This window comes from Acinetobacter sp. Marseille-Q1623 (assembly GCF_902809895.1).
GTDB lineage: Bacteria > Pseudomonadota > Gammaproteobacteria > Pseudomonadales > Moraxellaceae > Acinetobacter > Acinetobacter piscicola_A.
On record NZ_CADDWG010000001.1, the window covers coordinates 1,946,465 to 1,973,216 of the forward strand.

Consider the following 26,752-nt stretch of genomic DNA (forward strand, 5'->3'; position numbering starts at 1 on the left):
TTAGCAACGCCTCTTAGCGACGCGATCGCCTCGCCCATGCGAGTTCAATTTGTTTCATACGTGCCAGCGATTCCAACACGAGATTACGCAAGTGTCGACAAAAATCTTCCATAAATAAAGTAGCTTGTTGTGATTTTCGGATTAAAATTGCATCAATCACGAGTTTTATGAGTTCTAAAGCCTCTTGTAGCTCGCGTCTTGAAGTATTTAAGGTTAAAAAATAACTTCGACGTAAAGATGGAAGTAATTCTTTATAAAACTTCATCAAATAAGGATTTCCAACCATATCTTGCTGTTCTGAAAGAAATTGGAATATGCCATCGTAGAATTTTTCAGTATTGCCTTGTTTCACCTGCTCAATCAGGTGAGTCAGCATTTTTTGCATTGCTTCGGCTTCATGGTTACGCCATGTTTCACTCATACGAGAAACGATTTGCCCAAGCAATAAGGCACTGGTGTCAAATAATGCACGAACTTGTTGCGCTGACATTTCAGACACAATCGCGCCACGACGTGGATAGATTTCGATGAGATGTGTTCTTTCAATCAACAAAAGTGCTTCACGTACAGAACCTCGACTGACATCGAGTTCTTTGGCGATCCGTAGTTCCTGTATACGCTCACCTTCAACCAATTCACCACTGATAATTTGCTCACTGATGTGCTTGGCAATTTGCTCTGAAAGGCTATCCACTTCTTCCAATTGCATATAAATCCTATCTTTAATTTTTTATTTTTCGACAAGGTTCTAACAATTTCAATTGTCTATATTTTAGTTTTACCTTATTCAACCTGTTTTAAACATGACATTGTCAGACAATATTCATGCATTTTAGGTCAACTTTGTTTTGGGAAAAAGCGCCTTTGGTCGGAAATGAATTTAAACCAGCATGGTCATTTACCGATATTGCACAATAACATTTGATGACAACTGTGACTCACCTCAAGTAATTCCAACCCATTGAATTAAGGAATCTCTCGTTTCAAGATTGATCAAGTGTATTAATATAAATCATGTAAAATAACGATCTTTCTTCATCCTCTAAAAGCGATAAAAGTAATTTAAAATCTACTGCATTCAACTTTTCTAAAATTTCATTCTGCAATCGTATTCTTCATTGTTCAGAAATGAATTTTCCAGCAATCGCATAAATCACAAATTCGATAATAATTTGTTCGACCTTTGAAAAACCTTGTTCATAATCGTAGATGAGATGTCCTATAACTGTTTCGAATTCTGCATCACTTTGATGTCCATGATCAATCATTTCTTCATAAAACTCATGTAAAACACCAAGTTTCAGCTTAAATGAATAATAGCCATCAGTACTTCTCACCTACTTTCAGTCATAAATAACTATTAAAAAAATGGCATTACACCTTTAAAGATAAAGTAACAACCAATCACCGTGAGCAATCCCGCAAAACACTTTTTCAACATTGCAGGAGACAGTGCATGTGCAACTTTCGCACCAAATTTTGCCGTAATAAAACTCATGATACTAATGCCAATAAAAGCATAAATATGCACAAAACCAATGGTATTCGGCACATTGATTTGCGCTTTAGCTCCAAAGAACATAAAACCGAGTGCACCAGCAATTGCAATGGGTAAACCACATGCTGCTGAAGTCCCGACAGCTTTTTGCATGACCACACCATTTTTATTGAGATACGGTACAGTCAAACTTCCCCCACCAATACCAAAAATTGCAGAAGCAACACCAATACCACCGCCTGCCAAAAGCTGCATGGTGCTTGAAGGTAATTGCTTGGTTTCATCTACTTTGACATTTGCCCCTTTAAACATTTTATAAGCCACCCAAATGGCAAATAGCCCAATAATCAGTTGTAAATTTGCACCCGATAGTAAGCCTGCAACGCCTGCCCCTAAAAATGAGCCTAAAACTAAGCCAGGTGCAAGATTTTTCACAACATTCCAAAGTACCGCACCATTTTTATGATGCGCCATCAATGAACTGATCGAAGTCACCATAATCGTTGCCAATGATGTCCCTAAAGCAAGGTGCATAATCACCGCAGGGTCATAGCCCATTTGGGTAAAAACAATATAAAGAATAGGAACAATAATTAAACCACCGCCGACACCAAATAGCCCTGCAGCAAAACCAGCGATTGCGCCAATCCCTAAATATATGATTAACTCCATAAATATTTTTCCATTCTCTTCTATTCAACATGGACTTAGAAACACGTCATCTACGCGAACTGCTGAGCAATGCACAGCAACTCCCTGAAATTTTGCTGTTAAAACATAGTACTACATCAACCAATGATGATGTACGCGACATCGCATTAAAAGGAATTAAAACGGTATTGGTATGTAGTGAAATACAGACTCAAGGTCGAGGACAGCATCAACGCGAGTGGGTTTCTCCGATTGGGAATATTTATTTAAGCACATTGCTACAAACGCAAACAACAATAGATGGTCGTTTAGCTTTAGAAATTGCGTTAAATATCTTACAAATGCCAAGTCTTAAAAATTTGCCGCATTTGCAAATCAAATGGCCAAATGATTTATATAGCTCACAAGGGAAATGGGGCGGGATCTTAGTTGAACCCATTTCACCCAATGAAGCCATTGTCGGTGTAGGGATTAACTTACTGCCTTTACCACAAGCGCAACTTGACCAACAAGCCACATCTATTGTGCAGTTGGGCGTAGAATTTCCAAATCGTATTCAAATGATCAGTGAACTTTATCTTGCTATTCATCAAGCAGGACAATGGTTTGACCATGGCTGCTACAACCTTGCTGCTCGCTTCAATCACTATGCTGCATTTATGGATAAGCATGTGTATTTTGAACAAATTAAAGGCAATATCGAAGGTACTTTTAAAGGTATCAGTGATGATGGATCTGTTCATTTACAAACAGCACAAGGTTTAATCAATGTCTACCAAGGACGTTTACGTCTCGCAAATCAAGGTGAACTATGAATACTCACGATAAAAAACTTTGGTTAGACATTGGCAATACACGTTTAAAGTATTGGGTCACAGAAGCAGATCAAATCGTTGAACATGCTGCCGAGTTACATCTACAATCTCCTGCTGACTTACTTTTAGGTCTCATTCAACACTTTAAAAATTTAGCCATTACTCGGGTTGGAATCTCTTCTGTTCAAGATAAAAAAAATAATCAACGCATTGAAAAAATTTTAAAACTTCTTGAGGTCCCTATCCATTTTGCCAAAGTTCATCATGACTATGCTGGGCTCAAATGTGGTTATGATGACCCCAAACAACTTGGAATAGACCGTTGGCTGCAAGTACTCGCTGTGGCAAATCAAGATGAAGATTTATGTGTGATTAGTTGTGGTACTGCTTTAACCATTGACCTCACACAAGGTAAACAACACTTAGGCGGCTATATTGTTCCAAATTTATATTTACAACGCGACTCACTGATTCAAAATACCAAAGGTATTAAAATTCCAGATGCTGCGTTTAATGAACTCTCTCCTGGACGCAATACCATTGATGCTGTACATCACGGGATTTTCTTAGGTCTACTCAGTACTATTCAGCACGTGCTACAACAATCTCCACGCAAATTGATTTTAACAGGTGGTGATGCCCCCTTATTTGCTCAATTTTTAGCAAAATATTCACCTCATGTTGAAGCTGATTTACTGCTCAAAGGTTTACAAATTTATATTGATTATCAAGCAAAATAAAGCAATAAAATGTCTATAAAATAAAAATTTAATGCTCAAGCCAATGCAAAAAACAAGGATATTTACATGTCTCAGCTAAAACCATTTTTCAGTGTGAGCTTGGTCTGTATCATACTGATCGGATGTGCCAACTCAGCCCATATGGCACAACAAAAACCACTTGAAATCAATACTCTTAAAATGGAACAGCCGCTCGAACACAAACAAAAAGAGCAACCGATTATTGCCTATTTTTCACCCGAAGCTGCCGAAGCATCAGATTTTGAAAATACCACTCACTTAGATACAGTGGGTGCGGGCTACTCTACCGCTCCTGTAGAAAATGGTTACTATCGTAAACTGTTAGATCGTGATCAATATGGACGTTACTTGGTGCAAGACTTTTTCCAAAACAGCCATAAAAAACAAACTGATCCTTATTGGATCAAAGAAGTCTCAGCATTAAAAAGTTTTGATGGTATATCTTCTGATGGACTCATGGTGGCTTATTATGAAAATGGCAATATACATATCAAACATCATTATAAAGACTTTAAAAAAGTCGGAAAAAATGAGTATTACTATGAAAATGGGCAACTTGCTTTTGCAGAAGAGATTGTCAGTGATGAATTGATTTTACAAAAAATCTGGTATGACAATGGCAAACTCGCTGCCGATCTAAAAATAAATCCAGCGGATAACAACTGTATTTTTGACAGCAAGGTTTGGGATGAAAAGGGACATTTGGTAACAGACAGTGAAAAAATTGACACGATTTTGGCAAAATTAAATTCGTATTTTTAATGTGTACCCAACCATCCCTCACAATACTGCTTCATATTTACAAATTTATATTGAAAATCAATGATGATGCTGCAAAATAACAGTGCAACGAATACTCAGCTTTATGTTTAATCTGTTAAAGCATATTTATAACAAGTGTAAAATAAGTGAACTTTATGATGCCAAATTTCAAACAACTTTTTTTGATCAGCCTACTTGGACTTTCAATTACAGGGTGTAGTCAATTACAGACCAATAACTCCACTGCTATTTCCAATGAAATTAAACAACAACTGCAAACAGAAGAACCTATTGTGGCATATTTTGATAAAGATGCCAGTTTAGGTGAAGAATATGACTCAGGTTATTCAGCAACGCCATTAAAAGATGGTTACTACCGTAAGCTTTTGGGACGCGACAAAGATGGACGTTTCTTAGTACAAGATTTTTATCAAAATAGTCATAAAAAACAAACAGCTCCTTTTTGGATCAAAGAACCTTTAGCTTTACGTAGCTTTGATATTATTTTCACGGATGGCCCAATTACCACTTATTTTGAAAATGGGCAAATTGCATCCACAGCAAACTATAATGAAGGTATGGAAGTTGGTCTTTCCAAAACCTTTTATCACAATGGGCAACAAGCTTATGAATATGAAATCGCAGACCCTGACCTTCATTCATACAAAATTAAATTTTGGTATGAAAATGGCAAACCTGCTGTTGAAGGTTTTGCTGCCTATGAAGACGATAAACCCACTTATAATGCAAAAGCATGGGATGAACAAGGACAGCTTGTGACAGACAATACCGAGATCAACAATATTGTTGAAAGTATTTATGAAAAAACCAATGAATAACTATTTTAATCACTAAAATACAAAATTTCGGGCGGTAAATATTCCACTGCCCGATTTTTATCTTGATATTTTCAATATTAGATTGAATTTTACTTGTTTATATTCTGTGGTATTGCAATCAATGGGCTTAATTTGTCCCATAACTGAGGAAATTCAGTAAAGCCATTGTCCTGCATAAAATGCCCAGCAGATGGTACTTCAACCAATTGCGCATGGATCGCTTGCCCTAAACGAATACTCAACTGTGCAGCAACATAAGGATCATTATTCGATAAAAATACAAAGCGTTTCTGAATTGCAGTATGAATGACAAATTCATCTATTTTGGCTTGTTGAATAAATTCATTTAATTCAGGCAATGCAGGTAATAATGCTTTAAAAGGTGCTATTAAAAAAATTGCCTTAATTTTCTTCGTTTTGAGTGCTTCTGATAAAAAATCTAAACTACTCAAACAACCTAAACTATGCGCAATCACAATACTATTTTCATCCAAAGGGGAAATTTGCATGTGTAAGCATTCTTTCCACACGGCGTAATTCGGTGCATCTGCATCTTCTAAATGAACAATCTCACACGTAGCCCCAACAGATTGGATTTTCTGTGCAAGCCAAGGAAACCAATGATTTTCTGGTGCTGCACGATAGCCATGGACAACAAAAACAGTATTCATATTAGATAGTTCTTCTTATCAATTGTTTTAGCCAATATAGCATAATTTAAGTTTAAATTTTTTAAAATATTATCCACAAAAAAGAGCGCTTAAAGCGCTCTTGTCAAGTCATAGGTTTGGATTATTTTTTAGGTTCATTATTACCAAATAATGGCCCCATACCACCACCGCCACCAAATTGTTTTTGTAAGCCACTTAATGAACGCATCATTTTTGCCATCCCTGATGGATTGGCAAATTTTTTCATCATTTTGGCCATTTGTGCATGTTGTTTGATCAGTTTATTCACTTCAACAACATCCATACCACAACCCGCTGCAATACGTTTTTTACGGCTTGGATTCATCAAATCTGGATTACGACGCTCTTTGATGGTCATCGACTGGATAATCGCTTCCATCTTTTTCACTTGCTTTTCAGGGTTCGCTTGCGCGATTGCATCTTGAATTCCTGAATTGCTCATGCCAGGCAACTTATCCAAGAAGCCCATCATGCCGCCCATCTTATTCATTTGTTCAAATTGCATCAGCATATCTTCAAAGTTGAAGCTGCCGCCTTTTTGCAATTTTTTCGCCATTTTTTCGGCTTTTTCTTTGTCGATCTTACGTTCAACTTCTTCGACTAAAGAAAGTACGTCACCCATACCTAAGATACGTTGTGCAACACGCTCAGGATGGAATGGCTCTAAGGCATCAAGTTTTTCACCCATACCTAAAAATTTGATTGGCTTACCTGTGATTGCACGGACTGAAAGTGCCGCACCACCACGCGCATCACCATCGGTCTTGGTCAGGATCACGCCTGTCAAAGGTAATGCATCGTTGAATGCCTTGGCTGTATTGGCTGCATCCTGCCCCGTCATCGCATCAACGACAAACAAGGTTTCAGTTGGATTGATCGATGCATGTAATGCTTTGATTTCATCCATCATGTCATCATCGACATGTAAACGCCCCGCAGTATCGACAATCAAGACATCATTGAAATTGATCTTCGCTTGTCCAATCGCACGTTGTGCAATTTTGATTGGATCTTCGGATGCTTCAGACTCAATAAAGTCCACACCGACTTCAGCTGCAACAGTTTGCAACTGTTTAATTGCAGCAGGACGATAAACGTCAGCAGAGACCATTGCCACTTTTTTCTTTTGACGTTCTTTTAAGAAACGTGCAAGTTTTGCAGCAGTTGTAGTTTTACCCGCACCTTGCAAACCTGCAAGTAAAATCACCACAGGTGGTTTTGCAGCCAAATCTAAGGTTTCGTTGGCCTCACCCATCATTTTGGTGAGTTCGTCATAGACAATTTTAACGAAAGCTTGACCTGGTGAAAGCTGTGTCATCACTTCCTGACCCAATGCCTCTTCCTTAACTTTCGCGATAAACTCACGAGTTACAGGCAGAGCAACATCGGCCTCGAGCAGTGCCATACGCACTTCACGTAAAGTGTCTTTAATATTATCTTCGGTCAGTTGTCCTGAGCCAGTAACATTTCTGAGACTCTGCGTGAGTCGTTCTGTTAAGGTATCAAACATTGCGAAATCCGCTTAAAATAGTTGTTGCAAAAAAACTTTCTGAAAAATAGAACTTTTATGCATAAGATGCTATAGGATACTTGAGTTCATATCGAATTTATATCTTATAACATGAATATTTATCATCCCGAAAAAGGTTTGACATGATTAGCCTCCCCTTGGTGTATACCATTTTAGCATTAATTGCCTATACCACATCATTTTGGTATTTATTTATGCATCTAATGTCTAAACGTGCGCCAAACCATTGGTTTATTGGCGTTGTCTTAGGCTTAGGGCTATTGTTACATGCCGCTGTACTGTATAACAATATGATCACCCCGTCGGGGATCAATTATGATGTATTTAATTTAATGTCTTTTACATCAGGTTTAATGTTGTTACTGAGTGTATTGTTTAGCACCTATCGACCTGTCATTGCGCTAAATCTATTAGGCATCCCTGTAGCAGCTTTAGGTCTAATCTTAGGCTTTGCTTTTAGTGTCCCTCGTCAGTTTATTGAAATGCATTCTTTAGGTTTAGATACGCATATCATTTTATCTTTATCTGCTTATGCCGTGTTATTGATGGCAACCATCCAAGCTGTACTGATGTGGTTACAAAATAGGGAACTCAAGAAAAAACAAAAAAAACGTGTTTGGGTCAACTTATTACCCCCCTTGCAAGTCATGGAATCCTTGCTGTTCGATATGTTGATCACAGGTTTTGCTTTATTAACGGTCGCACTGGGTTTTGGTTTCTTTACCGTTGAAAACTTCTTTGCACAACATTTAGCACATAAAACAGCGTTTAGTATTATTTCTTGGTTTGTCTATGGCGCATTATTGCTTGGGCATTATAAATTTGGTTGGCGTGGTCAAAAAGCGATTCGCTTTACCATTATTGGATTTTTCTTATTAGCCATTGGTTTTATTGGTTCTAAATTTATTTTGGAAATGATTTTGCATCGTTAAACCTTCATACAAAGAGGCAAAAGAGAAAACCGATTCTCTCACTTTTTTGATCCAATATTTGCGCTAAATATCAGAAATAAAAATAAAATCTCACTTTTATGACTTGCGTAAATATACGATTGGATCTAATCTCTTAAAAAAACTATGTGTATATATTTCACCCAAAAGGATTTTAAAATGACAATACCAACACATCCACCATTAGAACAACTCAATGCGATGACACCTGAAAGATGTCAACAATGTGATCAAATCTTTTTATTTAAAGATGCAGATCTCAATGATGATGGCGTAGTCTCTACCATTGATGACGACAGCTATTGTACATTTTCATGCGTTACCGAGAAAAAATAGTACGAGATGAGAAAATGTTTTATTTATAGTCAATCTATAAATGAACGTGGTGAATTCAATATCTATATAACTTGATCATGCGCCTTATAAAGTTATAAAGAGGAATCGCTTTGCATTTTGATCATTGGGTACTCGTCTAATTGAATATGCTTAAAATGAATAATTTGACTTTCAAATGACCAAGGAGATTGGCTTTGTTGTACGATCTGTTGCAGCATGGCTAAATCTTCTCCTGCAAGCCCCGATAATTCGCGGCGTTCAGACCATTCTCCTTTGTGCAGATCATTCCTATGATAAAAAACCAAGCCTTCTTTTTGAATTTTTCTGGGCTAATTCATTCTGATTCATTTTAGAATATTCATAGCAATTTGAATCTTCATTAAAGACTCTTTTCAGCTGAGGCGATGTTAAAGGCTGATTTCCCCCTAAGTAAAATGTATCAGGTAAGTTTGAATCAAAGTGAATGATTAATTGCTTTAACTTAGGCTGCATCCGATCTTGATAATCTACCTCGGATAAATCTGAAAATTCTTGAATAATAAATTTGAGATATTTTTCCCTTGTCCAATGAAATTGAAGCGTATTAACTTGAATTTCATAGTTTCCAGCTAGAGCAGTAGCATAACCAATCACCGCAAATTGTCGATGAGGTAATATATAAAGTGCACCGCCTTTTAAAGCATATTCACTTTCAAGCTGTGGGTTTGCCCAAACCATAGGTGTGCTACATAACAAACTGATCAACAGCATTTTATTTTTTTCATTTTAATTGTCCGATCCGTATAAATTTATATGTACGTTGAAAATACTTAATTGTCTGTATGTTTATTCACAGTTTAGATTGCTAGACAATCATCTCAAAAAACCGTATAACGCTCCTGTTTAGATTTCGCATTTAGGTAATTCATTGAAACTCGTTCTTGCACCCATGGAAGGCTTAACCGACCCTATTATGCGTGATGTACTGACATCTGTCGGCAGCTTCGACTGGTGTGTAACTGAGTTCATTCGTGTCACAGATTCGATATTACCCGATCATATTTACCACAGCTATTGTCCTGAATTAAATAATGACGGTAAAACAGCGGCAGGTACACCTGTCCATGTACAGTTTTTGGGAAATAATCCTGACATGCTTGCAGCCAATGCAGTGCGAGCTGTTGAACTAGGTGCGCCTGCGATTGATCTAAACTTTGGCTGTCCTGCAAAAACGGTAAATCGTCACCGAGGTGGTTCCGTACTCTTAGATGAACCTGAAGTGGTGCATGAGTTGGTTAAAGCTGTACGTGATGCTGTACCAACACATATTCCTGTCTCAGCAAAAATGCGTTTGGGTTATATGGATCGTAACTTCACTATGGAAAATGCGCATGCCATTGAAGACGCAGGCGCAGCATGGGTAACGGTACATGCGCGTACCAAAGCTGATGGCTATACCCCACCTGCTTTTTGGGATCTTCTTCACCCTATCCGTGAATCACTCAACATCAATGTCATTGCCAATGGTGAAATTTGGACCAATGCCGATGCAAAACAGTGTCAACTTGAATCAGGCTGTGAAGATTTAATGATTGGTCGTGGTGCAGTGACCACACCTGACTTAACCCAATGTATTCGCAAAAATACTGATGAAGCCTTGATTACATGGAACGAATTACTTGGTTTACAGATTCGGTTTTTAAATGGCAGCTATAAAAAAGAAATGAATATGGTTGGGCGTTATAAACAATGGCTCGGCATGATGTCAAAACATTATCCTGAAGCCAAAGCCTTGTGGGATGAAGTCAAGCGTTTGAAAAAAATTGATGAAGTGGTTGAAAAACTTAACCTTTCCCAAAATTGATGAGGTACATTCACACCCTTACTGTTTTAAACCTTTCACCTCTACAATGACCGTCGGCAAACTCCATGCACCCCCTGCAAAACCTTTGCACATGCCTGTCGTTGAGTCTAGGGTTTGTACATAACGCTGACCATTCCACGTCCATTCAGTCTGAGACCAACAATCACCTATACCACGACCTTTATGATTTTCAAAAAGTTGATTGTCTGACTCATCACTGATGGATGTACTGACCAATTGTTTGACTTGTGTCAGTTTTTTATTCATGACCCAAACGCCTGTACCAAAATTATATGCACCTGACCAACAAGGATGATGTACGATGCTTAATTCCGAAGTAATTGGTGTAATGACCACGCGATCTGACTCAAAATAATCTGATTCACCAAATAAAGTCGGGCAATCATCTGTGTTGGTGGTCGGCTTCAACAAGCGAATAATTTTTAATGCTTGTTCGCTTTTTGGCAAAAGTTGGGTTTCTTTGCCTTGCATCACGTCTTGTGCCACCACAATCGGCTTAGCTTCAGCTTGCAGTACATGTTGATTTGTATTTTGCCCTTTTCTAATCAATGCAGAAGATGTTCCAAGCCTTTTTTGAAACTCATCCATTTTCAATAAAACAGCACTCATGCCTTGTCCTGACAATCTAAAATTTTGCTTGCCTGCTTCAAAGATCACCGTTGCATCACGTTGTGCCGTGGCTAATAAGGCTTTAATTTGACTGGGATTGAGCGTACTCGATTCAGTGCTATTATTCACCCAACCATAAGATTTGCCATTTATTTTAAGCTCATATTGAGCATGTACATTTGGGTTATCTTCATTTTCACCAAACTGTACTTCAGCAACTACAGGCATATTTTCACCTGCTTTTCGAGTCAACAATACACTGACAGGAGACTCAAAATCCTCATCAGACTGATACCCTGCTGCGCGGCATGTTCCTGTATTATCACAGCTTAATTCCCAATCTTTATGTTCAAAACTCATTCCTTGTATGGCTGCAAAACTTGTACCATTAAAGAATACAAACAAAATCCCTAAGCTTATTTTTTTAGGTAAATGCGGTGTCATATCAGCATCCTATTTTTTAAATTTGAGTTATATTTAAATCTTATCTTAAACACATCTATTGTTATCTTGTGGAACGATAGACTTGTTAAAATGCCCGACTGTGTACCGTTCCATTAAAATTTAAACAATCTTCGATCCGCACTTTTTGCACAACTGAAAGCTCATCCAAAGTAAACCAACGGTATGCTGAATGCTCAGCACTGAGTTGAATTTCGGCACATCGATCTAACTGACATTTAAAAATAAAAGCATGGGAGTTCACGGCTGAATGAAAATACACACCTGATAAATACTCGATCTGTACCTTGCATCCAATTTCTTCGTGACATTCTCGTATTAAAGCCTCATGAATAGTTTCACCAACATCCAAACCACCCCCAGGTAAGCCCCATGCATGATCGGCATAGGTGGCTTTTAACAATAAAATTTGCTGCTGTGCATTACAAATGACAGCATGTGAACTCATTCGGTAAAAATCATGAAAACCCATGGCTTTATTTCCTTAACGCGCCAAATAACATTTTGAAAAAATCAAACGTAATGCATAGACGATTGCCATAATGAAAACGGCATAACCAATCTCTGGCACCACATAAGGAATACTAAGCACAATGATTGTCGTCAATGGATAGAGCCATTTTTTCATGCCCTGTAAATGATGTGCTTCGTGTAATAACCATAAACTTGCGCTATACATAACCAAAGGAATCGCCACCAACCATCCCCCCCATTGTGCCGAAATTTCGGCTTGATGGGTACTAATATCTACAGCAGCCGCTAGACTTGCACCCAGCGCCGCAATACTAATAAAAATAAAGAAATGCCCATATCCCCAAGAAAATGCACGTTTACGGCTATTTAGACGATCCGCAATTTCATGATCAAAATATGCCCACCAGATTGTAAACATCATGATCAAACCGCCGATCATTAAGAAAATAAGCTCAGTACTGACATGTTGATGTGCCAATGCGTCACTGATCGCAGCATAACTTCCCACAATCGACTCGCCTAATACAATAATCGTCAGCAGCGAATAACGCTCTGCAATATGATGTGGATGCCACGGTGTCATATTGGCAGATTCTGCCCAAATCGGCACACATAATTCAGCGATGACCAAGATTGCAAAAAGATAAACACTAAAATGAATCGGGCTAAAGTGAAAAAATAACCATCCGATTTGCACAACAACAATCCCACATGCATAACGTAAAGCTGTAGTTTTTCGTGCAGGATCACTGATGGCAACCCGTAACCATTGACTCACTAAAGCAAAGCGCATAATGGCATAACCAATGATAATCACATCAAAGTCTTGCTGTTGAAATGCACTCGGAATACCTGCTGCCAACACCAAAGAACCAATGATTTGGACAAAAGTCATGACGCGATATAAGGCATCATCATTGTCATAGGCAGACGCAAACCAACTAAAGTTCATCCATGCCCACCACAAAGCAAAAAACACCATGCAATACAGTAATATTCCATGTGCAAGATGATTTTCAACAATGGCATGATGGAGTTGCTGCCCTGCTGTTGCAATGGCCACCACAAAAATCAGGTCAAATAATAATTCTAAAGAAGTGGCAACCCGATGTTTTTCATGTGGATCACGAGGAGACAATGGTTTTAACCATTCATACTTTGCAAAAAATGAATTTGACATAGATCAATTTTTCTAAATATTTTGCGCTATTTTAGCGAGAAATATGCCACTTTTCTGTTCTATATTTTGCTTTTTTTTCGATATTTCTTCTTTTATTATGCCATCCAAAAGCTGACATATTCCATGTCAATCTGCTCATTTATCACTCTTGATCTATAACAGCATGGTATTAAAACACTAAAGTTATACCACTAACTTCAATTTTGGTTTAACCTTCAAATCAATTGCTTTTTTCGTCAGTATATTAACGGGGATAGAGATATGTTGATGCAATAAAATCCATTGTTCATCTTTCTTTTGTAAACATAATGTTGTACGACACCACGGCATTTGTAATATTGAACTCAATTGTGGATTTTCCACTTTGGTATAACAATATAAAAATGCAAAATCACCTGAGACATGAATTTTAATATCACGTCTACGAATATCCATACTCGAGGTAAAATATGGACTAACTTTTTCTAATTCTGTTTTGTATTGCTCAAGCCCATTTAGCTGTGAACTCACATCAAATAAACTGATGTCATCGGCATAGTGCTGAGTCATTTTTTCTAAATCATTATTTTTTAGTGCATCGTCCCATTTTTGTATTTGTGTCAGAATGTTTTTTGCAGTAATAGGATCACCATCCACCTCATATTTCATATAATTATTCTCACTAAATATCAATAAGTGTGATTAATTTTACATTTTTAAAAGTAAACCACAATATTAGTTTGATTATTTTTTTAATTATTTTATGTAAAAACAGCAAATTAATTAAAGATATAATTTAAATATACTTAATAAAAAATAAAATCAAATCAAATAAATTCCAACTAATTGCCATTTTATATAATGGCGTTGAAAAATAAATTGAGTTTTACCTTGCGAAAATGTTGGCACAATCACTTGAAAAGTATTTAAAGAAATATACTGTGCTTCAACTTTATTTGGATGGATTGTTATAACATGCTGCTTATCTTTTGCAGATAACCACTGATTTGAGACTTGTTGATTAAGTGGTTTGGTTTCTTGTATCATAACGGCGGTTACATGAGGTATTTTGAGTTGAATCACTTCTTTGAGTGCCTTGCCCTTCATTAAAACCATAATGCTTTCGGGGGTTACAAGTGTCTGTACGACTTGCCTTGCAAGTTGATCACTCACACGCTCACTAAAACGCCCGAACCAAGTATGATTATTTTCCAAACCTAAACGACTGATTATTTTTTGTTGAATTTGTGGTTCTAAACTTGCTTGTACACGAGGATAATCAATGTATTGAGAAATCTTCGCGGCTTGATTATGTTGTATCGCTTGATTGATTTGGTACAACATCCAATAGGGTGAAGCAAACCAAAGAACAAGAGACAACATTACAGAAAAACTCAAAAAATAAGATACTTTTCTCATATGCTGTCTCTTGAATCATGATCTGATTTTTAATCAGAATATGATGGAATATTTATGCCTTTTTCACAAATTCAGATTTGAGTTTCATACTCCCCACACCCTCAATTTTACAGTCAATATCATGACCATCACTCGCATCGGGCAATAAACGAATATTTTTAACTTTAGTACCGACTTTAACCACAGCAGATGAACCTTTAATTTTTAAATCTTTGACAACCGTAACTGTATCCCCATCATTCAAAATATTGCCAAAGGCATCTTTAATCACATGCTGTTCATCTTGTACTGCCTGCTCTCCTTGTGTCCACTCGTGTGCGCATTCAGGACAAATCAGTAGATCACCATCTTGATAAGTGTACTCAGAACTGCATTTTGGGCAATGGGGTAAAGACATAACAACCTCAAAATAAAGAAAAAATAATGTCCACTATAGCGTAAAAATCATATAAAACCTAAAATCCCGTATTAAATATATGGGTTATGTTGCATGTTTTTTAGCATGATCATAAACGTTGTTTTATTTGAATTTTCATCTTATTTTTGTCTTGTTGCACCGCTCAGATCTGTATTTCTTTAGTATATACAAACTTAAAAATTCTACTCGTTCAATAAAAAAAGCATACTGTTGGTATGCTTTTTATTGGATATGTCACTAAAATTTATTTTAATTCACCTAATTCTTCTTCAGTAAAGTCATCTTCATCAAATGCATCATCAAAGACATAAGTGGTGCATCCCCAACCATCATATTCACCGTTAAATTCTGTCGCAATTTTGTTGAACCATTCTTCAAGATCAACAATATCGGTATATTCAGGAAGTAAATTGACAAAAACAGTAATTACCCATTCATTGGGCTCAATTTCTTCATCGAGATACATCGAAACTTTTTGTTCTTCTAGCAATAAATGTAATGCACATTTTTCAGCAAGTGCTTGGGTTTTAAAATACATTGAAAATTCAATTTCATGTACTTCATCTAAATCATCACCATCTTCTTGCATTTGCCACAATAAATTGCCGTTATCATCATCAGGGAATTGTTCAAAATCGCGTGTCATTTTGGTGTCCTTGTTCTGTTTGCCATTTTTCTAGATTTAGATTAACTGAGTTTTATTGCAATTTGGCGATTAAAGTTTTACTGAATATGAAATGAGCAAATAAATTTAAAATTGATTTCCCACATTCAACTCCTGCCACGAACAGCCTTGACCCTTTAGATTAGATCCCTTTTTCAATTAATTTTTCTATATATTTTCGATCTTTAATACTGATTTGTGGTTGCATTTTGATATTTTGAATCGTGAATAATAAATCTTGGTTATTCTCTCGTTTTGCCTGCTCTAAATACTGATTTATCTTTTCTAAATCTTGAGCATCAGCGGGAGTAAAATCATAAATCATGACAATCGCACCCATCATCAGCAAAATATACAACATAAATCTTCGATTTTCCTTTGTAACTTCATAGGGTGACAAACCTTTAATGGTGATATAAATCAACCAAAAAATGATTCCACCCCATGATAAAACTAACAATACAATTAAAATTATTTGAGCAATTGCAGGCTGTATCATTTTATTATTTTCCAATGTTATAAAGAGTGAGATTTATAAAAAATAATGAAAATTCTAATGAATCTTAAAAAGGTACATCTCCCTGAATGATAACTTTTTCACCATTTAAAGGTTGTATAAACTCTAAATAACTTGCATGTAAAGCCATACGTTTTAAAGGGCTTTGCTTTGGATCAGGATGATAAATTTTATCGCCTGTAATCGGATGTCCAATATGCATCATATGCACTCTTAATTGATGTGAACGTCCTGTAATGGGTGTGAGTAAAACCCGTGTAATATCTTGCTGCTCATCATAATTTAAAGCTTGATACAGTGTTTGGGCTGATTTACCTAGCTCAAAATGCACCATTTGACGAGGACGATTTTCCCAATCTGTGATGAGTGGAACATCTACACTGCCCTCACCGTCTAATTTTCCCTGCACCAAAGCAATATAATTTTTCTTCACAGTACGCGCCTGAAACATTTTACTGATCGCGACTTCCGCATCTCTATGTTTCGCAAACATTAAAATTCCAGAGGTTGCCATATCTAAACGGTGGGTGATTTTAGCATTGGGAAATTGCTCTAAGACACGAAAATAAGCACTATCATGATGTTCAGGTAAACGCCCCGGAACGGACAATAATTCTGCAGGCTTATCAATGACGACCAAGTCTGCATCTTCATAGAGGATAGCAAGGGGGTCTTGGGGAGGCATATATACAAAGGTTTGATCTAAAGGCATGTCAAAAAAATCAAAAAAATTGTGAAGATTTTAAGTTTTACAGTACTAAATCGCCAGTAAAAATTAATATACTCATTCAGAGACTCAATTTTATACTCTGATTTATTTTACCTCACCTTAATTCATGATATTTCAGACTAAAAACTCCCGTATTATTGAGCAAATTTAAGCTATATTTCATTGCTATTATCATAAAAAGCAAAATTTTAAATTTAATTTTTACCTTATCCAACGCCTCAACCCTATTTTCAAACTGTCATTATGACTATGCTAGGAGTACATAAAATCATGCATGATTGATAAATCTTTGTACAATACAATGACTCAGTATTGGGATTCAAAGGGTTAAATAAATATGAAATTTCTACATTTAGGATGTATTTTATGCTTCGCAGGATGTACTACAGTAATAGAGCAAACACCTAAACAAACTAATCCTTCCACACAGCACGCCTTACAACAAAGCGTATATCAATACACTCAAGACCAAACCCAATATTTATCAGCTTTTCATGATTTAAATCAAGATGGTCAACCTGATGCTCTAGTATTACTACAAGGTTTAGACTGGTGCGGCTCTGGTGGATGTACCTTATTGATTTATCAAGGTTTACCTAGTCATAAATTTAAATTAATCAATAAAACCACGGTTATAAACCCACCTATTTATGTCAGTCAACAACAAAGTCATGGTTGGAAAAACTTAGTTGTACAATCTCGCAATCAAGGTGCAGTGCAATTAGCTTATAATGGAATGGCTTATCCAAGTAATCCATCCCTACTTCCTCCCCTAACCACACAACAACAAGCTCAAAAGATGCAGCTTTTAATTGCAAGCAAATAATGCTGCATCGTCTCATTTATTATATCAAGACAGATTATACTGCCTTGATATACCTATTTTTGTTGCTGTGCTGCATACCAAGCATTAATATCCTGCTTTTCAATGGCTTTTGCCATCAATTCAGGAAATTGATCGGGGGTACACGCAAAAGTGGGAATGCCTAATGCCGCAAACTTTTGTGCATTTTCACGGTCATAATAAGGTGTGCCCTCATCTGACAGTGCCAATAAAGTAATAATTTGTACACCACTATTGAGCATCTCAGCCACTTGTTTAAAGAGCTGTTGCTCACTGCCCCCTTCACATAAATCTGTGACCAACACAAAAATTGTTTCTTCAGGGCGGGTGATTTTACTACGACAATATTTAATCGCTTTAGCAATGTCCGTACCACCACCGAGTTGCGTTCCAAATAACACATCTACAGGGTCTTCAAGCAATGGCGTTAAATCAACAATTTGCGTATCAAACACCACCATTTGTGTGGTCACAGCCCGAATACTTGCCATCACCGCAGCAAAAATACTCGAATACACCACCGAGGGTGCCATCGAACCGCTCTGATCCACACACAGTACAATATCTTTTAAGGAACTGCGCTGGCGTGGATGTCCATGCAGTTGTTCAGGAATAATAGTTTTGTATTCTTCTTGCCAATGTTTTAAGTTGGCTTGAATGGTGCGGTGCCAATTAATATCTTGAATACGTTTTGGACGGCGCGTATGGGCTGAACGGTTGACTGAACCTTGAATGGCTTGCTCTAAACTTTGTTTTAAACGTCGCTCAATTTCCTCAACTAATTTACGTACCACAATACGGGCAGTTTCTTTGGTTTGATCAGGCATCAAGTGATTTAAGCCAATCAAAGTCGAAACCAAATGAATATCAACTTCGATATTTTCTAATAATTCAGGCTCTAGCAACATTTGTTGCAAGTTCAAACGTTCAAGCGCATCTTTTTGAATGATTTGCACCACAGAACTTGGGAAATACTGACGAATATCGCCCAGCCATTTGGCAATACGTGGACTAGAACGCCCTAAACCACCACGTTGTTGCTGTTGCGTGTTATATAACACATCTAAACACTGGAACATATTTTCATCATCACTCGACCAATACTCAGGTGATGACTGCTCAGGACGTTGACCTAAAATTAAGCGCCAACGTCGTTCTTGTTCTTGGGTATTTTGATTAATTTGTGACATCAGAACCCTCTTTTAAATCAGCTTTTTCAGCGCCATCTACACATGCAAGTTGAGGATGAAGTAAATTTCTTAAATTCAATAAAGTGTTATAACCACGCTCAAGATTAAATTGATGAGGCAGTTGCGCAATATGTACTGTCACCCCTGATGCTGCTTTTTCTGCAATTTTCGCAGATTCACTTGGACTAAAATCACTGGTTGAACGACGTAAAATAGGCAGAATATTGATAAATTGTTCTTCGGGTAAATCGCCTAGCCATGCATTCACCAAGTTCCATAAATTATCTTCATGTAACAATAATAACGCTTGATCACTGATAAAGCCTTCGAACCAACCTGCACTATAATCAACGGTTTGCCCAACCGATAAAGCTTGTGATAAATAATGTTCTATTTCATCTAAATCAAGCAATTGCTGCTGTTTTGCTAACTTGGTAACAGAGCCATGCAAATAACCATTCATATAGGTTTGTTGCAATAATTTGAGTATTAAGTCTTGCCAATATTGATTGAGCGTTGCATTGTCTAAACGCTGTAACAACAAATAAAGGCTATTTAACTGCTGTGCAGTTTGTTTTGCCATATCATCATTAATGGACTGACAATACTGTGGTAATGACAACATTAAACGTATGCTGAGCTGTTGAATAATTTGAAATAATTCATGCTCAGAAAATTGACGGACGCTACCATAACGCAAAGCTGTGACCAAAGGTGTTAAAGTCGCAAGCAATACATCAGGATCTTGGTGCAAGGTTGATAAAGATTGTAAACGCTGTAAAGCCACAGGCAAACTACGGTCTAAACCTGCCAGCAATATTTGCTCAATATATTTAGCAACAGTTGATAGATCATCACTATGCTCAATTTTATCTTGAATATAACTTGCGGCTGCATCAGCAATGGTATAGCCCCAAAGTGACATTTCATTGAGGTATAAACTGCTTTCAGGTTGCCATGACAATTGCCAGTTTTCTTTATAATTTCCTCGACCTGATGAGTAATTTTGTAATTCTGCCCATGCCAAACCCAGCAAATTTACCCGATGAAAAAACTGACTTTTACTTAAATCAAAAGGCTGACGCAAGTCCAGTTCAACCCCACGATGTACCGCTTCAAGCTTTAAACGCAACGACTTACATTGTTTTAAAAAGTCTTGTTGTATTGGTAATTCTGAATAATCTTCAGGTAAATGCCCCAGTTTTTCTGCCAATAGCATCTGATTCATGATCGGCTCAGGCAAATCATAACCATGATGCAGCACACTGCGAATCGCTTCTGTTAAATCATCAAGATCAGGAATACGGCGCTCACGCAATTGTAATAAAGACTGAATTAGTTGCGTTGCATCAATAATTTGCGCACTTGAGGCATCATGTCCTGCCTCACGCAAAGCATTGGCAAACTGACTGAGCCAATCAATACTAATTTTTTCAGCATCGACTTTGCCTGCAAGAGCTTGCTGATAATGCTTCCATAAATGTGCATACCAACCCACCGCTTGAATACCTGCGCCATAACCACTATCACGATGTAAACGTCCATGTGTCCATGCAATCCAAGCGGATTCAATCTTGGTTTTTGGCAAACCTTTTAACAGTTGATTGTCATCTTTTAAGCTTGTTTTTAAATCCACTAAAACAGGTGCATGCCATGCACCACAAATCACCACGATACGTTCAAAGCCCTGCTTCTGTGCTTGGCGAATGATTTTTCGCATAGACGCTTCGCGGTATTGTTCTATCAACTGATCATCATCAAGTTCAGTATTCGGATTTAAACTGTTCAAATAATCGCGAATTTCAGCCATTGCTTCATTGATCGACTGAAACATATCACCCGCATGTGGTTGCTGCTCAACCAAGTGTTCCCAAAAACGCTCACTGTCCTGATAACCTGCTTGATGGGCTAAAAGTGCGATGGGATCATGACGATATTGCAGAAATTTGCGTTCTTCATCTGAGATTTCAAATGCTTCATCTTCATCAGTGCTTTCATTGTCAGAAGCTGATTCATCAGCAAGCGTTTCATCAACATTCTCATCTACAGATGCTTCAGATTTTTCTTCTTCTGAATCTGTCTGTTGTTTAGCTTCAAGCGCTTGTCGTGCCTCCTCAGCCTGTTTTTCCAATGCAAACCGATGCTGGCAGGCTAAATCCATAAATTCAGCATGGATTTGATGTTTTAAAGCAAATTGTAATGCTTGCCATTCGGGTGAAAATTCTGCAAAAGGATAAAATACCGCACGTGGTCGTTCATCTTTTTGTACAGGTGTGTTGATGAGTAATGCAATCGGTGGCTCAATTTCAGCATGGCTGAGCTGTGCAATACGATCATTCGCATCAGGTGGTCCTTCAATGAGAATACAGTCAGGTTGCAACTGCTCTAGTGCATTTAAAACACTACGCGCAGAGCCAGGACCATGATGACGTACCCCTAAAATATAATGCATGGGCAAATCCTTTGACTGTAATTATTCTAAATCTCGGCAAGCTTGGTAAATCTCATTCCAACCTTCACGTTGTTTAATGACGGTTTCGACATATTCTTTCCAAGGCACCACATCTTGCACAGGGTCTTTGACAATCGCACCTTGTAAACCTGCAACTAAATCATGGGCATTTAAACTGCCATCACCAAAATGCCCTGACATTGCCCAACTATGGCTCATCACTGAAATCGCTTCGGCTGTGGATAATGTCCCTGTAGTGCTTTTCAGTTTTTGCTTACCATCTACTGTTTTACCTTCACGCAATTCACGGAAAATGGTCACAAGGGTTTTAATGTGTTGATCAAGTGGTTGAATTTCAGGTAAAGATAAACTACGACCAAGTGAGGCAACACGTTGTTGCACAATTTCAATTTCTTCTGCAATAGTAGCAGGTGGTGGTAAAATTACGGTGTTAAAACGACGTTTAAGTGCCGATGAAAGTTCATTGACGCCTTTATCACGGTTGTTGGCAGTCGCAATCACACTAAAACCTTGTACCGCTTGATATTCAATGCCTAACTCAGGTACAGGTAGATTTTTTTCAGATAACAATGTAATCAAAGTATCCTGTACATCAGCAGGAATACGGGTCAACTCTTCAATACGTGCAATTTTTCCTGTACGCATCGCACGTAACATTGGGCTTTGTACCAAGGCGTCTTCTGTAGGACCTTTGGCAAGTAACTGTGCATAGTTCCAGCTATAACGTAAAGTATCTTCACTTGTGCCTGCTGTCCCTTGAATCAGTAAAGTACTGTTACCACTAATCGCTGCTGCTAAATGCTCAGATACCCAAGATTTTGCTGTTCCTGGTACACCAAGTAACAATAAAGCACGGTCTGTTGCTAATGTCGCCACCGCAATTTCCATCAAACGACGATTACCAATATATTTAGGTGAAATAACCGTACCATCAGGCAGTGTAGTCCCCATTAAATAATCGACGACAGCATTTGGTGATAACTCCCATTGTGCAGGGCGTTGTTTTTTATCGTGTTCTTTTAAAGCTGCCAACTCATGGGCATATTGTTGTTCTGCTTTGGCACGTAAAACTTGACTCATGTCAGTGTCCTTTTTATCGAAAATTAAAATGATTTTTTGTTACGTAAGCAATGCCATTTTTTGTTTGGCAATGCTATTTAAAATATCAAAACGACTAGAATCTAAATCTTTTAATGGGCTAATTTCAGTTGGATAGCCATAGACCACAAGCCATTCATACAATGGATGCAATAAATAGGCATATTCCTGCTCTTCCTGTAGATAGATTTCCGCCAATAAACGCTCAGTCAGTTCTTTGGATAAAACACCTATCTCTGACGCAGGCAATGGTAAGCGTTTCCAAACATCCAATAAAAAATCAGGTTCATGACGTTTACGGGCTTGGCGTAAATGCTGCACCATCAAATGATCACGCTTTTCGATGCTCAGTAGCGGATACAGATATTGCATATTGGAAGCAAAACGGATGCTTTCGAGTTCTTCTTGATCATTTTCATAGAGCCATTGCGCTAAATCGGCACGCTGTTCATGAAAACAACGAAAACAAAATGCATCTAAAATGTGATTTCGCTGATTTTTATATTTCAGCTTCAGTAAACTTTCCCAGGTTGGGAAAATCTGTTGCCAATAGGACAAAGGCATCGCTTTTAAAATAAAATATAAATAGTCTTCAGCTTTACTCGATTGTGAGAATTTTATTAAATTTTCTTCAATATCTAGCTCTTTAATGACCTTACGTTCATTGCCATTTGCAGTGTAATCAATGATATTGAGTTGTTGTAATTGTTCATCCAATTCAATGCTCATTCGCACGATCATACAGCGATTTTTAGCATCAAATTCAATGACATTTTCCAGTAATTGCAGCATTTTTTGCGTATAAGTATGTTCAGAATCATGCAAAAACAAATAGTGTAAACCTTGCCCTAAAGCTTGTTCAGGTTTCTTTTGATGCAATGCAGTTAAATATGCAACATGCGGGGCAAAAAATGAAAATGGCGTATTTTCAATCCAGTCTTTACGCTGTTCTTTATCGATACGTTTCCATAAAGCTTCAAAATTTTGATGAATAAAATCGGCATGTTCAAGTGCAAGGTTTTGAAGTAAACGCTCAGCAGGACCTTTACTTAAACTGGCAAATTTTGCATCTTCTTCATCAATGGGTTGTTGTAAAATCAATGTCTGATGTAAAATTTTAACCACTTTTAAGCGATTATCCTGACGCAAATCTTGCAATTTGTAGCTTCGTTCAGGCAATGTTGCCGCTAATAGCACATCATTATTGGCAACATTCAGTACATCTAAAACCAAATGTGGCGCAATCGCCTGTTTCTGCAAACGAATGAGATGCAAGAGATAATTCATCCAAACAGGCTTATCATACTGAAAATTATATTGATTAAGTTGAACAATACTTTTAATTAGGCTATTCATACCCCGTTTACTAGGTGTAAATGGCGTTTCATCGTCAGCTAAGCGAGCAAGTTGTTGCGCTGAACAAGGATAAGCTTGTTGTGCAGACACTTGAAAAAGTGTCCATTGCAGATTTAAATCCAATACATCCTGTTCATCACTGACAAACTCAGAAATGGGCGCAGGTACATGAATCGGTTGTTGATAATGCTGCCCAAGGGTGAGTTTAAGTTCAAGTTGCTTGGTAAATTGTTCTAAAGGTGAGCTTATAGACATTGGTAATGCGCTCCTTGCCAAAGACTAATCAGTTGCAGTTCTAAACCATTCCACTCTAAACCTGCATAAAAAGGTTGATTACTCACCATCATCCATAACGAAATAAATTGATCAGTACTGAGTGCAATTGGCATCATATGATGTGTCGAATCAATCAAATAATAACGCTCATCTTTTTGACTTAAACGCACAGGATTCATCCACCAAAAACTGGTCAGATGCATCGGATTATGACTGAGCTTTTCTGCATGTTTGGCTAAAGCATCTTCAAAACACACAAAACCTTGCGGCGGTTTATTTTCAATTTTAATAGCGTCAATATCGTTGAGTGTGACTTGCTCTGCAAGTTTCAAACGTTGTTGTTCTACCCCAGGATAACGCTGTGCTTTGAGTTTAAAATGATGCTGACTTGGTAGGGTTAAGCCATAACGTGTATGCGGTGCAATATCAAAATCTAAAATTAAATAATCTGTACATGTTTTCTCATCCCATAACCATTGACGACGAAAATTCCCTTTGGACTGTTGTAATGCTTGTGTACGAGAAGCAAGCACACTTAACTGTAGCTCTTCTGTACTTTGGCTTGACCAAAAATCACTAGCCAGGTTAATGCCCATCAACTGACGTAATTCTTGCTGTAAATCTAGAGAAAGTTGTGCTCTTTTTTGCCATAGTTCAGCAATCAGATATAAACGCGCAAGCCAAAAAGCACTGTGCTGTTGCCAATTTGGCTGATACAACGCACTTGAAAATTCATCAATCCAAATATTGATTCCCGCAGCCTGACCATCTACCAAACGACTGGTAATTTCATGAAAAAATTGTCGTCCATTTTGTGAACGCACTTCACCTAAGCCTAAATTGACTACATCTTTCAGCCACAGTTGCAAAGCATCAATGGCTTGATCAATTTTTTTATCACGTGATTCTTGACGCTTAGCACGTGCTGCTTCATCAACAGGTTTATTGGCTTTTTCGGCTTTTTTCTCGGTACTTTGCGTGAGTTTGTCACGCCATTTTGTGACCCGTTCAGGAAATTGTGTTTCATCTTCCTGAATTTGAAACTCGGCGGGATGTTCTTGATACACCATCAGTAAAGCAAGCGCATGTTTACAAGGACGTTTAAAACTTGGACAACTACATTCACATTTTAGTTGGGGTAAAAAAATAGCACTTTGATAAATCGCACTCCCTTTGATTTCTGCCCAAACCCATTGATCTGTAGAAGCACCTTTATTATTCCAGTCATTGACTTTAGCCAATTTTTTAGCCGCTTTCTCTGAATTTGCATCAGGAATAATTTGTTGTATTTGGTCTGGCTGAATCGTCAGCAACATAAAAAGTCCTTATGTTATTTTTTCATTTTAAATTTCATTTGCTCAATCAATGTATATTTTTCATTTTAATAATTCAACGGAAAAAATCAGCTAAACGACAAAATTTGTCGTTAATGTTTAAGTCAAAATATCGGTAAAATTTTAGAAAAATTGGAATGCTCATACAACTTTTATGGTTTTGGATTTAAATTTATTTTTATTTGATTGTTTAAAATTTTTTAGGGTATTGGGAAAACATCGTATGGTTTACTTCAACTATTAAAACTTGGTAAGTTCTAACCCTATTGCCTATAAACTTTTGGTCTATAGCGTCCTAAGCCGAATCGAGATCTTTTGGATTTGTACTACACTCACGTTATACGCAACTGGTAGCAGGCTACTCTTTTCGATCCCATCACACCCTTTAGATTTATAGTAACCAAATGGCTACGGGATTAATTTCCTAAGATCAGGCAATTTTGCATAAATTTGAAAATATTTTTCACGATTTTCTGAATATTAATAATTTTTCCCATTCAAGCCAAATTTGTGCATTTTTTTACGTTATTTATGGTTAAAAATGAGATATTTTTCTTTGCTTAAATCTCATTTTGTATTTATACGGGAAAAGACTGGATTTTGAATAGTGTGTTAATGTGAGATTCAAATAACCACTGAATGCGCTGTGAGCGCTGCATTCAAAATATAATGCCGAGTGATACTTTAAAATCTGCGAAAAGCTCAATTTAAAAAAGCATAAATCACCATGAATCATGCAGAGGGTAAAAATATAGATATTGTGTTTTCAAGCGAAGATCTGACTGATCTAGAGAGGGACTTTTTTGATTATATATTGTTATGCTAAAAATTTTTTAGGGTATTTGGGAAAACGTTGTATGGTTTACTTCAACTATTAAAACTTGGTAAGTTCTAATCCTATTGCCTATAAACTTTTGGTCTATAGCGTCCTAAGCCGAATCGAGATCTTTTGGATTTGTACTACACTCACGTTGTACGCAACTGGTAGCAGGCTACTCTTTTCGATCCCATCACACCCTTGAGATTTATA

Annotated in this window: 29 protein-coding genes; 8 read left to right on the forward strand and 21 right to left on the reverse strand. The window is 37.3% G+C overall.

The annotated features are described in order from the left end of the window. Positions 1 to 13: 13 nt before the first annotated feature. The 3 genes from HUV91_RS09235 to HUV91_RS09245 form a co-directional block, all read right to left on the reverse strand. Positions 14 to 709: a GntR family transcriptional regulator gene (locus tag HUV91_RS09235; protein WP_174493200.1), complete on the reverse strand. Its 696-nt coding sequence runs from the start codon at positions 707 to 709 to the stop codon at positions 14 to 16. 406 nt (positions 710 to 1,115) lie between these two features. Beyond that, complete coding sequence (locus HUV91_RS09240; protein WP_174493201.1) at positions 1,116 to 1,337, reverse strand: hypothetical protein; 222 nt, start codon at positions 1,335 to 1,337, stop codon at positions 1,116 to 1,118. A gap of 23 nt (positions 1,338 to 1,360) precedes the next feature. Beyond that, positions 1,361 to 2,170 carry a sulfite exporter TauE/SafE family protein gene (locus tag HUV91_RS09245; protein ID WP_130073973.1) on the reverse strand — a complete coding sequence of 270 codons (810 nt, stop codon included), beginning with the start codon at positions 2,168 to 2,170 and terminating at the stop codon, positions 1,361 to 1,363. Between the two features lie 29 nt (positions 2,171 to 2,199). Here HUV91_RS09245 and HUV91_RS09250 point away from each other — a divergent pair, with 29 nt between their 5' ends. The 4 genes from HUV91_RS09250 to HUV91_RS09265 all read left to right on the forward strand — a co-directional run bounded on the left by HUV91_RS09250 (position 2,200) and on the right by HUV91_RS09265 (position 5,326). Next, the gene (locus HUV91_RS09250; RefSeq protein WP_130073974.1) at positions 2,200 to 2,964 is read left to right on the forward strand and encodes a biotin--[acetyl-CoA-carboxylase] ligase; all 765 of its coding nucleotides are present in this window, start codon (positions 2,200 to 2,202) and stop codon (positions 2,962 to 2,964) included. Further along, positions 2,961 to 3,704, forward strand: coding sequence for a type III pantothenate kinase (locus tag HUV91_RS09255; RefSeq protein ID WP_174493202.1), 744 nt, complete (start codon positions 2,961 to 2,963; stop codon positions 3,702 to 3,704). The genes HUV91_RS09250 and HUV91_RS09255 overlap by 4 nt, the downstream gene beginning before the upstream one ends. Before the next feature lie 66 nt (positions 3,705 to 3,770). Then, on the forward strand, positions 3,771 to 4,487 hold the full coding sequence (locus HUV91_RS09260) for a toxin-antitoxin system YwqK family antitoxin (RefSeq protein WP_228721851.1): 717 nt from the start codon (positions 3,771 to 3,773) through the stop codon (positions 4,485 to 4,487). A gap of 155 nt (positions 4,488 to 4,642) precedes the next feature. Then, the gene (locus tag HUV91_RS09265; protein WP_130073976.1) at positions 4,643 to 5,326 is read left to right on the forward strand and encodes a toxin-antitoxin system YwqK family antitoxin; all 684 of its coding nucleotides are present in this window, start codon (positions 4,643 to 4,645) and stop codon (positions 5,324 to 5,326) included. 89 nt (positions 5,327 to 5,415) lie between these two features. Here the strand turns inward: HUV91_RS09265 and HUV91_RS09270 are convergent, their stop codons facing one another. Both HUV91_RS09270 and ffh read right to left on the reverse strand, forming a co-directional pair. Beyond that, positions 5,416 to 5,997, reverse strand: a complete 582-nt coding sequence (locus HUV91_RS09270) for an RBBP9/YdeN family alpha/beta hydrolase (protein ID WP_130073977.1) — start codon at positions 5,995 to 5,997, stop codon at positions 5,416 to 5,418. A 121-nt stretch (positions 5,998 to 6,118) separates the two neighbouring features. Next, positions 6,119 to 7,528, reverse strand: coding sequence for a signal recognition particle protein (gene ffh, locus HUV91_RS09275; RefSeq protein WP_130073978.1), 1,410 nt, complete (start codon positions 7,526 to 7,528; stop codon positions 6,119 to 6,121). A gap of 143 nt (positions 7,529 to 7,671) precedes the next feature. Here ffh and HUV91_RS09280 point away from each other — a divergent pair, with 143 nt between their 5' ends. Together HUV91_RS09280 and HUV91_RS09285 are read left to right on the forward strand one after the other, a co-directional pair. After that, positions 7,672 to 8,481, forward strand: a complete 810-nt coding sequence (locus HUV91_RS09280; RefSeq protein ID WP_130073979.1) for a cytochrome C assembly family protein — start codon at positions 7,672 to 7,674, stop codon at positions 8,479 to 8,481. A 177-nt stretch (positions 8,482 to 8,658) separates the two neighbouring features. Continuing rightward, on the forward strand, positions 8,659 to 8,835 hold the full coding sequence (locus tag HUV91_RS09285; protein WP_174493203.1) for a hypothetical protein: 177 nt from the start codon (positions 8,659 to 8,661) through the stop codon (positions 8,833 to 8,835). A 92-nt stretch (positions 8,836 to 8,927) separates the two neighbouring features. Here HUV91_RS09285 and HUV91_RS16685 read toward each other — a convergent pair whose 3' ends face one another. Next, on the reverse strand, positions 8,928 to 9,053 hold the full coding sequence (locus tag HUV91_RS16685; RefSeq protein WP_265937133.1) for a hypothetical protein: 126 nt from the start codon (positions 9,051 to 9,053) through the stop codon (positions 8,928 to 8,930). A 70-nt stretch (positions 9,054 to 9,123) separates the two neighbouring features. Further along, positions 9,124 to 9,585 carry a hypothetical protein gene (locus HUV91_RS09290; protein ID WP_174493204.1) on the reverse strand — a complete coding sequence of 154 codons (462 nt, stop codon included), beginning with the start codon at positions 9,583 to 9,585 and terminating at the stop codon, positions 9,124 to 9,126. 157 nt (positions 9,586 to 9,742) lie between these two features. Here HUV91_RS09290 and HUV91_RS09295 point away from each other — a divergent pair, with 157 nt between their 5' ends. Beyond that, positions 9,743 to 10,678, forward strand: a complete 936-nt coding sequence (locus HUV91_RS09295) for a tRNA dihydrouridine synthase (RefSeq protein WP_174493205.1) — start codon at positions 9,743 to 9,745, stop codon at positions 10,676 to 10,678. An 18-nt stretch (positions 10,679 to 10,696) separates the two neighbouring features. Here HUV91_RS09295 and HUV91_RS09300 read toward each other — a convergent pair whose 3' ends face one another. From HUV91_RS09300 to HUV91_RS09340, 9 genes are all read right to left on the reverse strand, one after another. Then, entirely contained in the window at positions 10,697 to 11,752 is a 1,056-nt protein-coding gene (locus HUV91_RS09300) for a DUF1176 domain-containing protein (RefSeq protein ID WP_174493206.1), read from the reverse strand. An 85-nt stretch (positions 11,753 to 11,837) separates the two neighbouring features. Beyond that, on the reverse strand, positions 11,838 to 12,242 hold the full coding sequence (locus tag HUV91_RS09305) for an NUDIX hydrolase (RefSeq protein ID WP_130073982.1): 405 nt from the start codon (positions 12,240 to 12,242) through the stop codon (positions 11,838 to 11,840). Positions 12,243 to 12,254: 12 nt separating this feature from the next. Next, entirely contained in the window at positions 12,255 to 13,424 is a 1,170-nt protein-coding gene (locus HUV91_RS09310) for a low temperature requirement protein A (RefSeq protein WP_130073983.1), read from the reverse strand. Between the two features lie 183 nt (positions 13,425 to 13,607). Beyond that, positions 13,608 to 14,072 (reverse strand): YybH family protein, encoded by a 465-nt coding sequence (locus HUV91_RS09315; RefSeq protein ID WP_174493207.1) that lies wholly within the window; start codon positions 14,070 to 14,072, stop codon positions 13,608 to 13,610. Between the two features lie 153 nt (positions 14,073 to 14,225). Further along, the gene (locus tag HUV91_RS09320; protein WP_217431195.1) at positions 14,226 to 14,786 is read right to left on the reverse strand and encodes a DUF2939 domain-containing protein; all 561 of its coding nucleotides are present in this window, start codon (positions 14,784 to 14,786) and stop codon (positions 14,226 to 14,228) included. A gap of 88 nt (positions 14,787 to 14,874) precedes the next feature. Continuing rightward, positions 14,875 to 15,219, reverse strand: a complete 345-nt coding sequence (locus tag HUV91_RS09325; protein ID WP_174493209.1) for a zinc ribbon domain-containing protein YjdM — start codon at positions 15,217 to 15,219, stop codon at positions 14,875 to 14,877. 265 nt (positions 15,220 to 15,484) lie between these two features. After that, positions 15,485 to 15,886: a ribonuclease E inhibitor RraB gene (locus tag HUV91_RS09330; protein ID WP_174493210.1), complete on the reverse strand. Its 402-nt coding sequence runs from the start codon at positions 15,884 to 15,886 to the stop codon at positions 15,485 to 15,487. A gap of 160 nt (positions 15,887 to 16,046) precedes the next feature. After that, positions 16,047 to 16,403 (reverse strand): hypothetical protein, encoded by a 357-nt coding sequence (locus HUV91_RS09335; RefSeq protein WP_174493211.1) that lies wholly within the window; start codon positions 16,401 to 16,403, stop codon positions 16,047 to 16,049. 64 nt (positions 16,404 to 16,467) lie between these two features. Then, positions 16,468 to 17,133, reverse strand: a complete 666-nt coding sequence (locus HUV91_RS09340) for an RluA family pseudouridine synthase (protein WP_174493212.1) — start codon at positions 17,131 to 17,133, stop codon at positions 16,468 to 16,470. A gap of 355 nt (positions 17,134 to 17,488) precedes the next feature. Here HUV91_RS09340 and HUV91_RS09345 point away from each other — a divergent pair, with 355 nt between their 5' ends. Next, the gene (locus HUV91_RS09345; protein ID WP_174493213.1) at positions 17,489 to 17,977 is read left to right on the forward strand and encodes a hypothetical protein; all 489 of its coding nucleotides are present in this window, start codon (positions 17,489 to 17,491) and stop codon (positions 17,975 to 17,977) included. A gap of 53 nt (positions 17,978 to 18,030) precedes the next feature. On the opposite strand, the gene HUV91_RS09350 is transcribed toward HUV91_RS09345, so the two are convergent. From HUV91_RS09350 to HUV91_RS09370, 5 genes are read right to left on the reverse strand one after another with little or no spacing between them, the layout of a single operon-like run. Next, a complete protein-coding gene (locus HUV91_RS09350; protein WP_174493214.1) occupies positions 18,031 to 19,185 on the reverse strand; it encodes a VWA domain-containing protein in 1,155 nt (384 codons plus the stop codon). Further along, the gene (locus HUV91_RS09355; protein ID WP_174493215.1) at positions 19,172 to 21,637 is read right to left on the reverse strand and encodes a DUF5682 family protein; all 2,466 of its coding nucleotides are present in this window, start codon (positions 21,635 to 21,637) and stop codon (positions 19,172 to 19,174) included. The genes HUV91_RS09350 and HUV91_RS09355 overlap by 14 nt, the downstream gene beginning before the upstream one ends. Before the next feature lie 21 nt (positions 21,638 to 21,658). Then, a complete protein-coding gene (locus HUV91_RS09360; RefSeq protein ID WP_174493216.1) occupies positions 21,659 to 22,738 on the reverse strand; it encodes an ATP-binding protein in 1,080 nt (359 codons plus the stop codon). Positions 22,739 to 22,777: 39 nt separating this feature from the next. Next, positions 22,778 to 24,367, reverse strand: coding sequence for a hypothetical protein (locus HUV91_RS09365; RefSeq protein WP_174493217.1), 1,590 nt, complete (start codon positions 24,365 to 24,367; stop codon positions 22,778 to 22,780). Then, entirely contained in the window at positions 24,358 to 25,704 is a 1,347-nt protein-coding gene (locus HUV91_RS09370) for an SWIM zinc finger family protein (protein WP_174493218.1), read from the reverse strand. The genes HUV91_RS09365 and HUV91_RS09370 overlap by 10 nt, the downstream gene beginning before the upstream one ends. Positions 25,705 to 26,752: the final 1,048 nt, after the last annotated feature.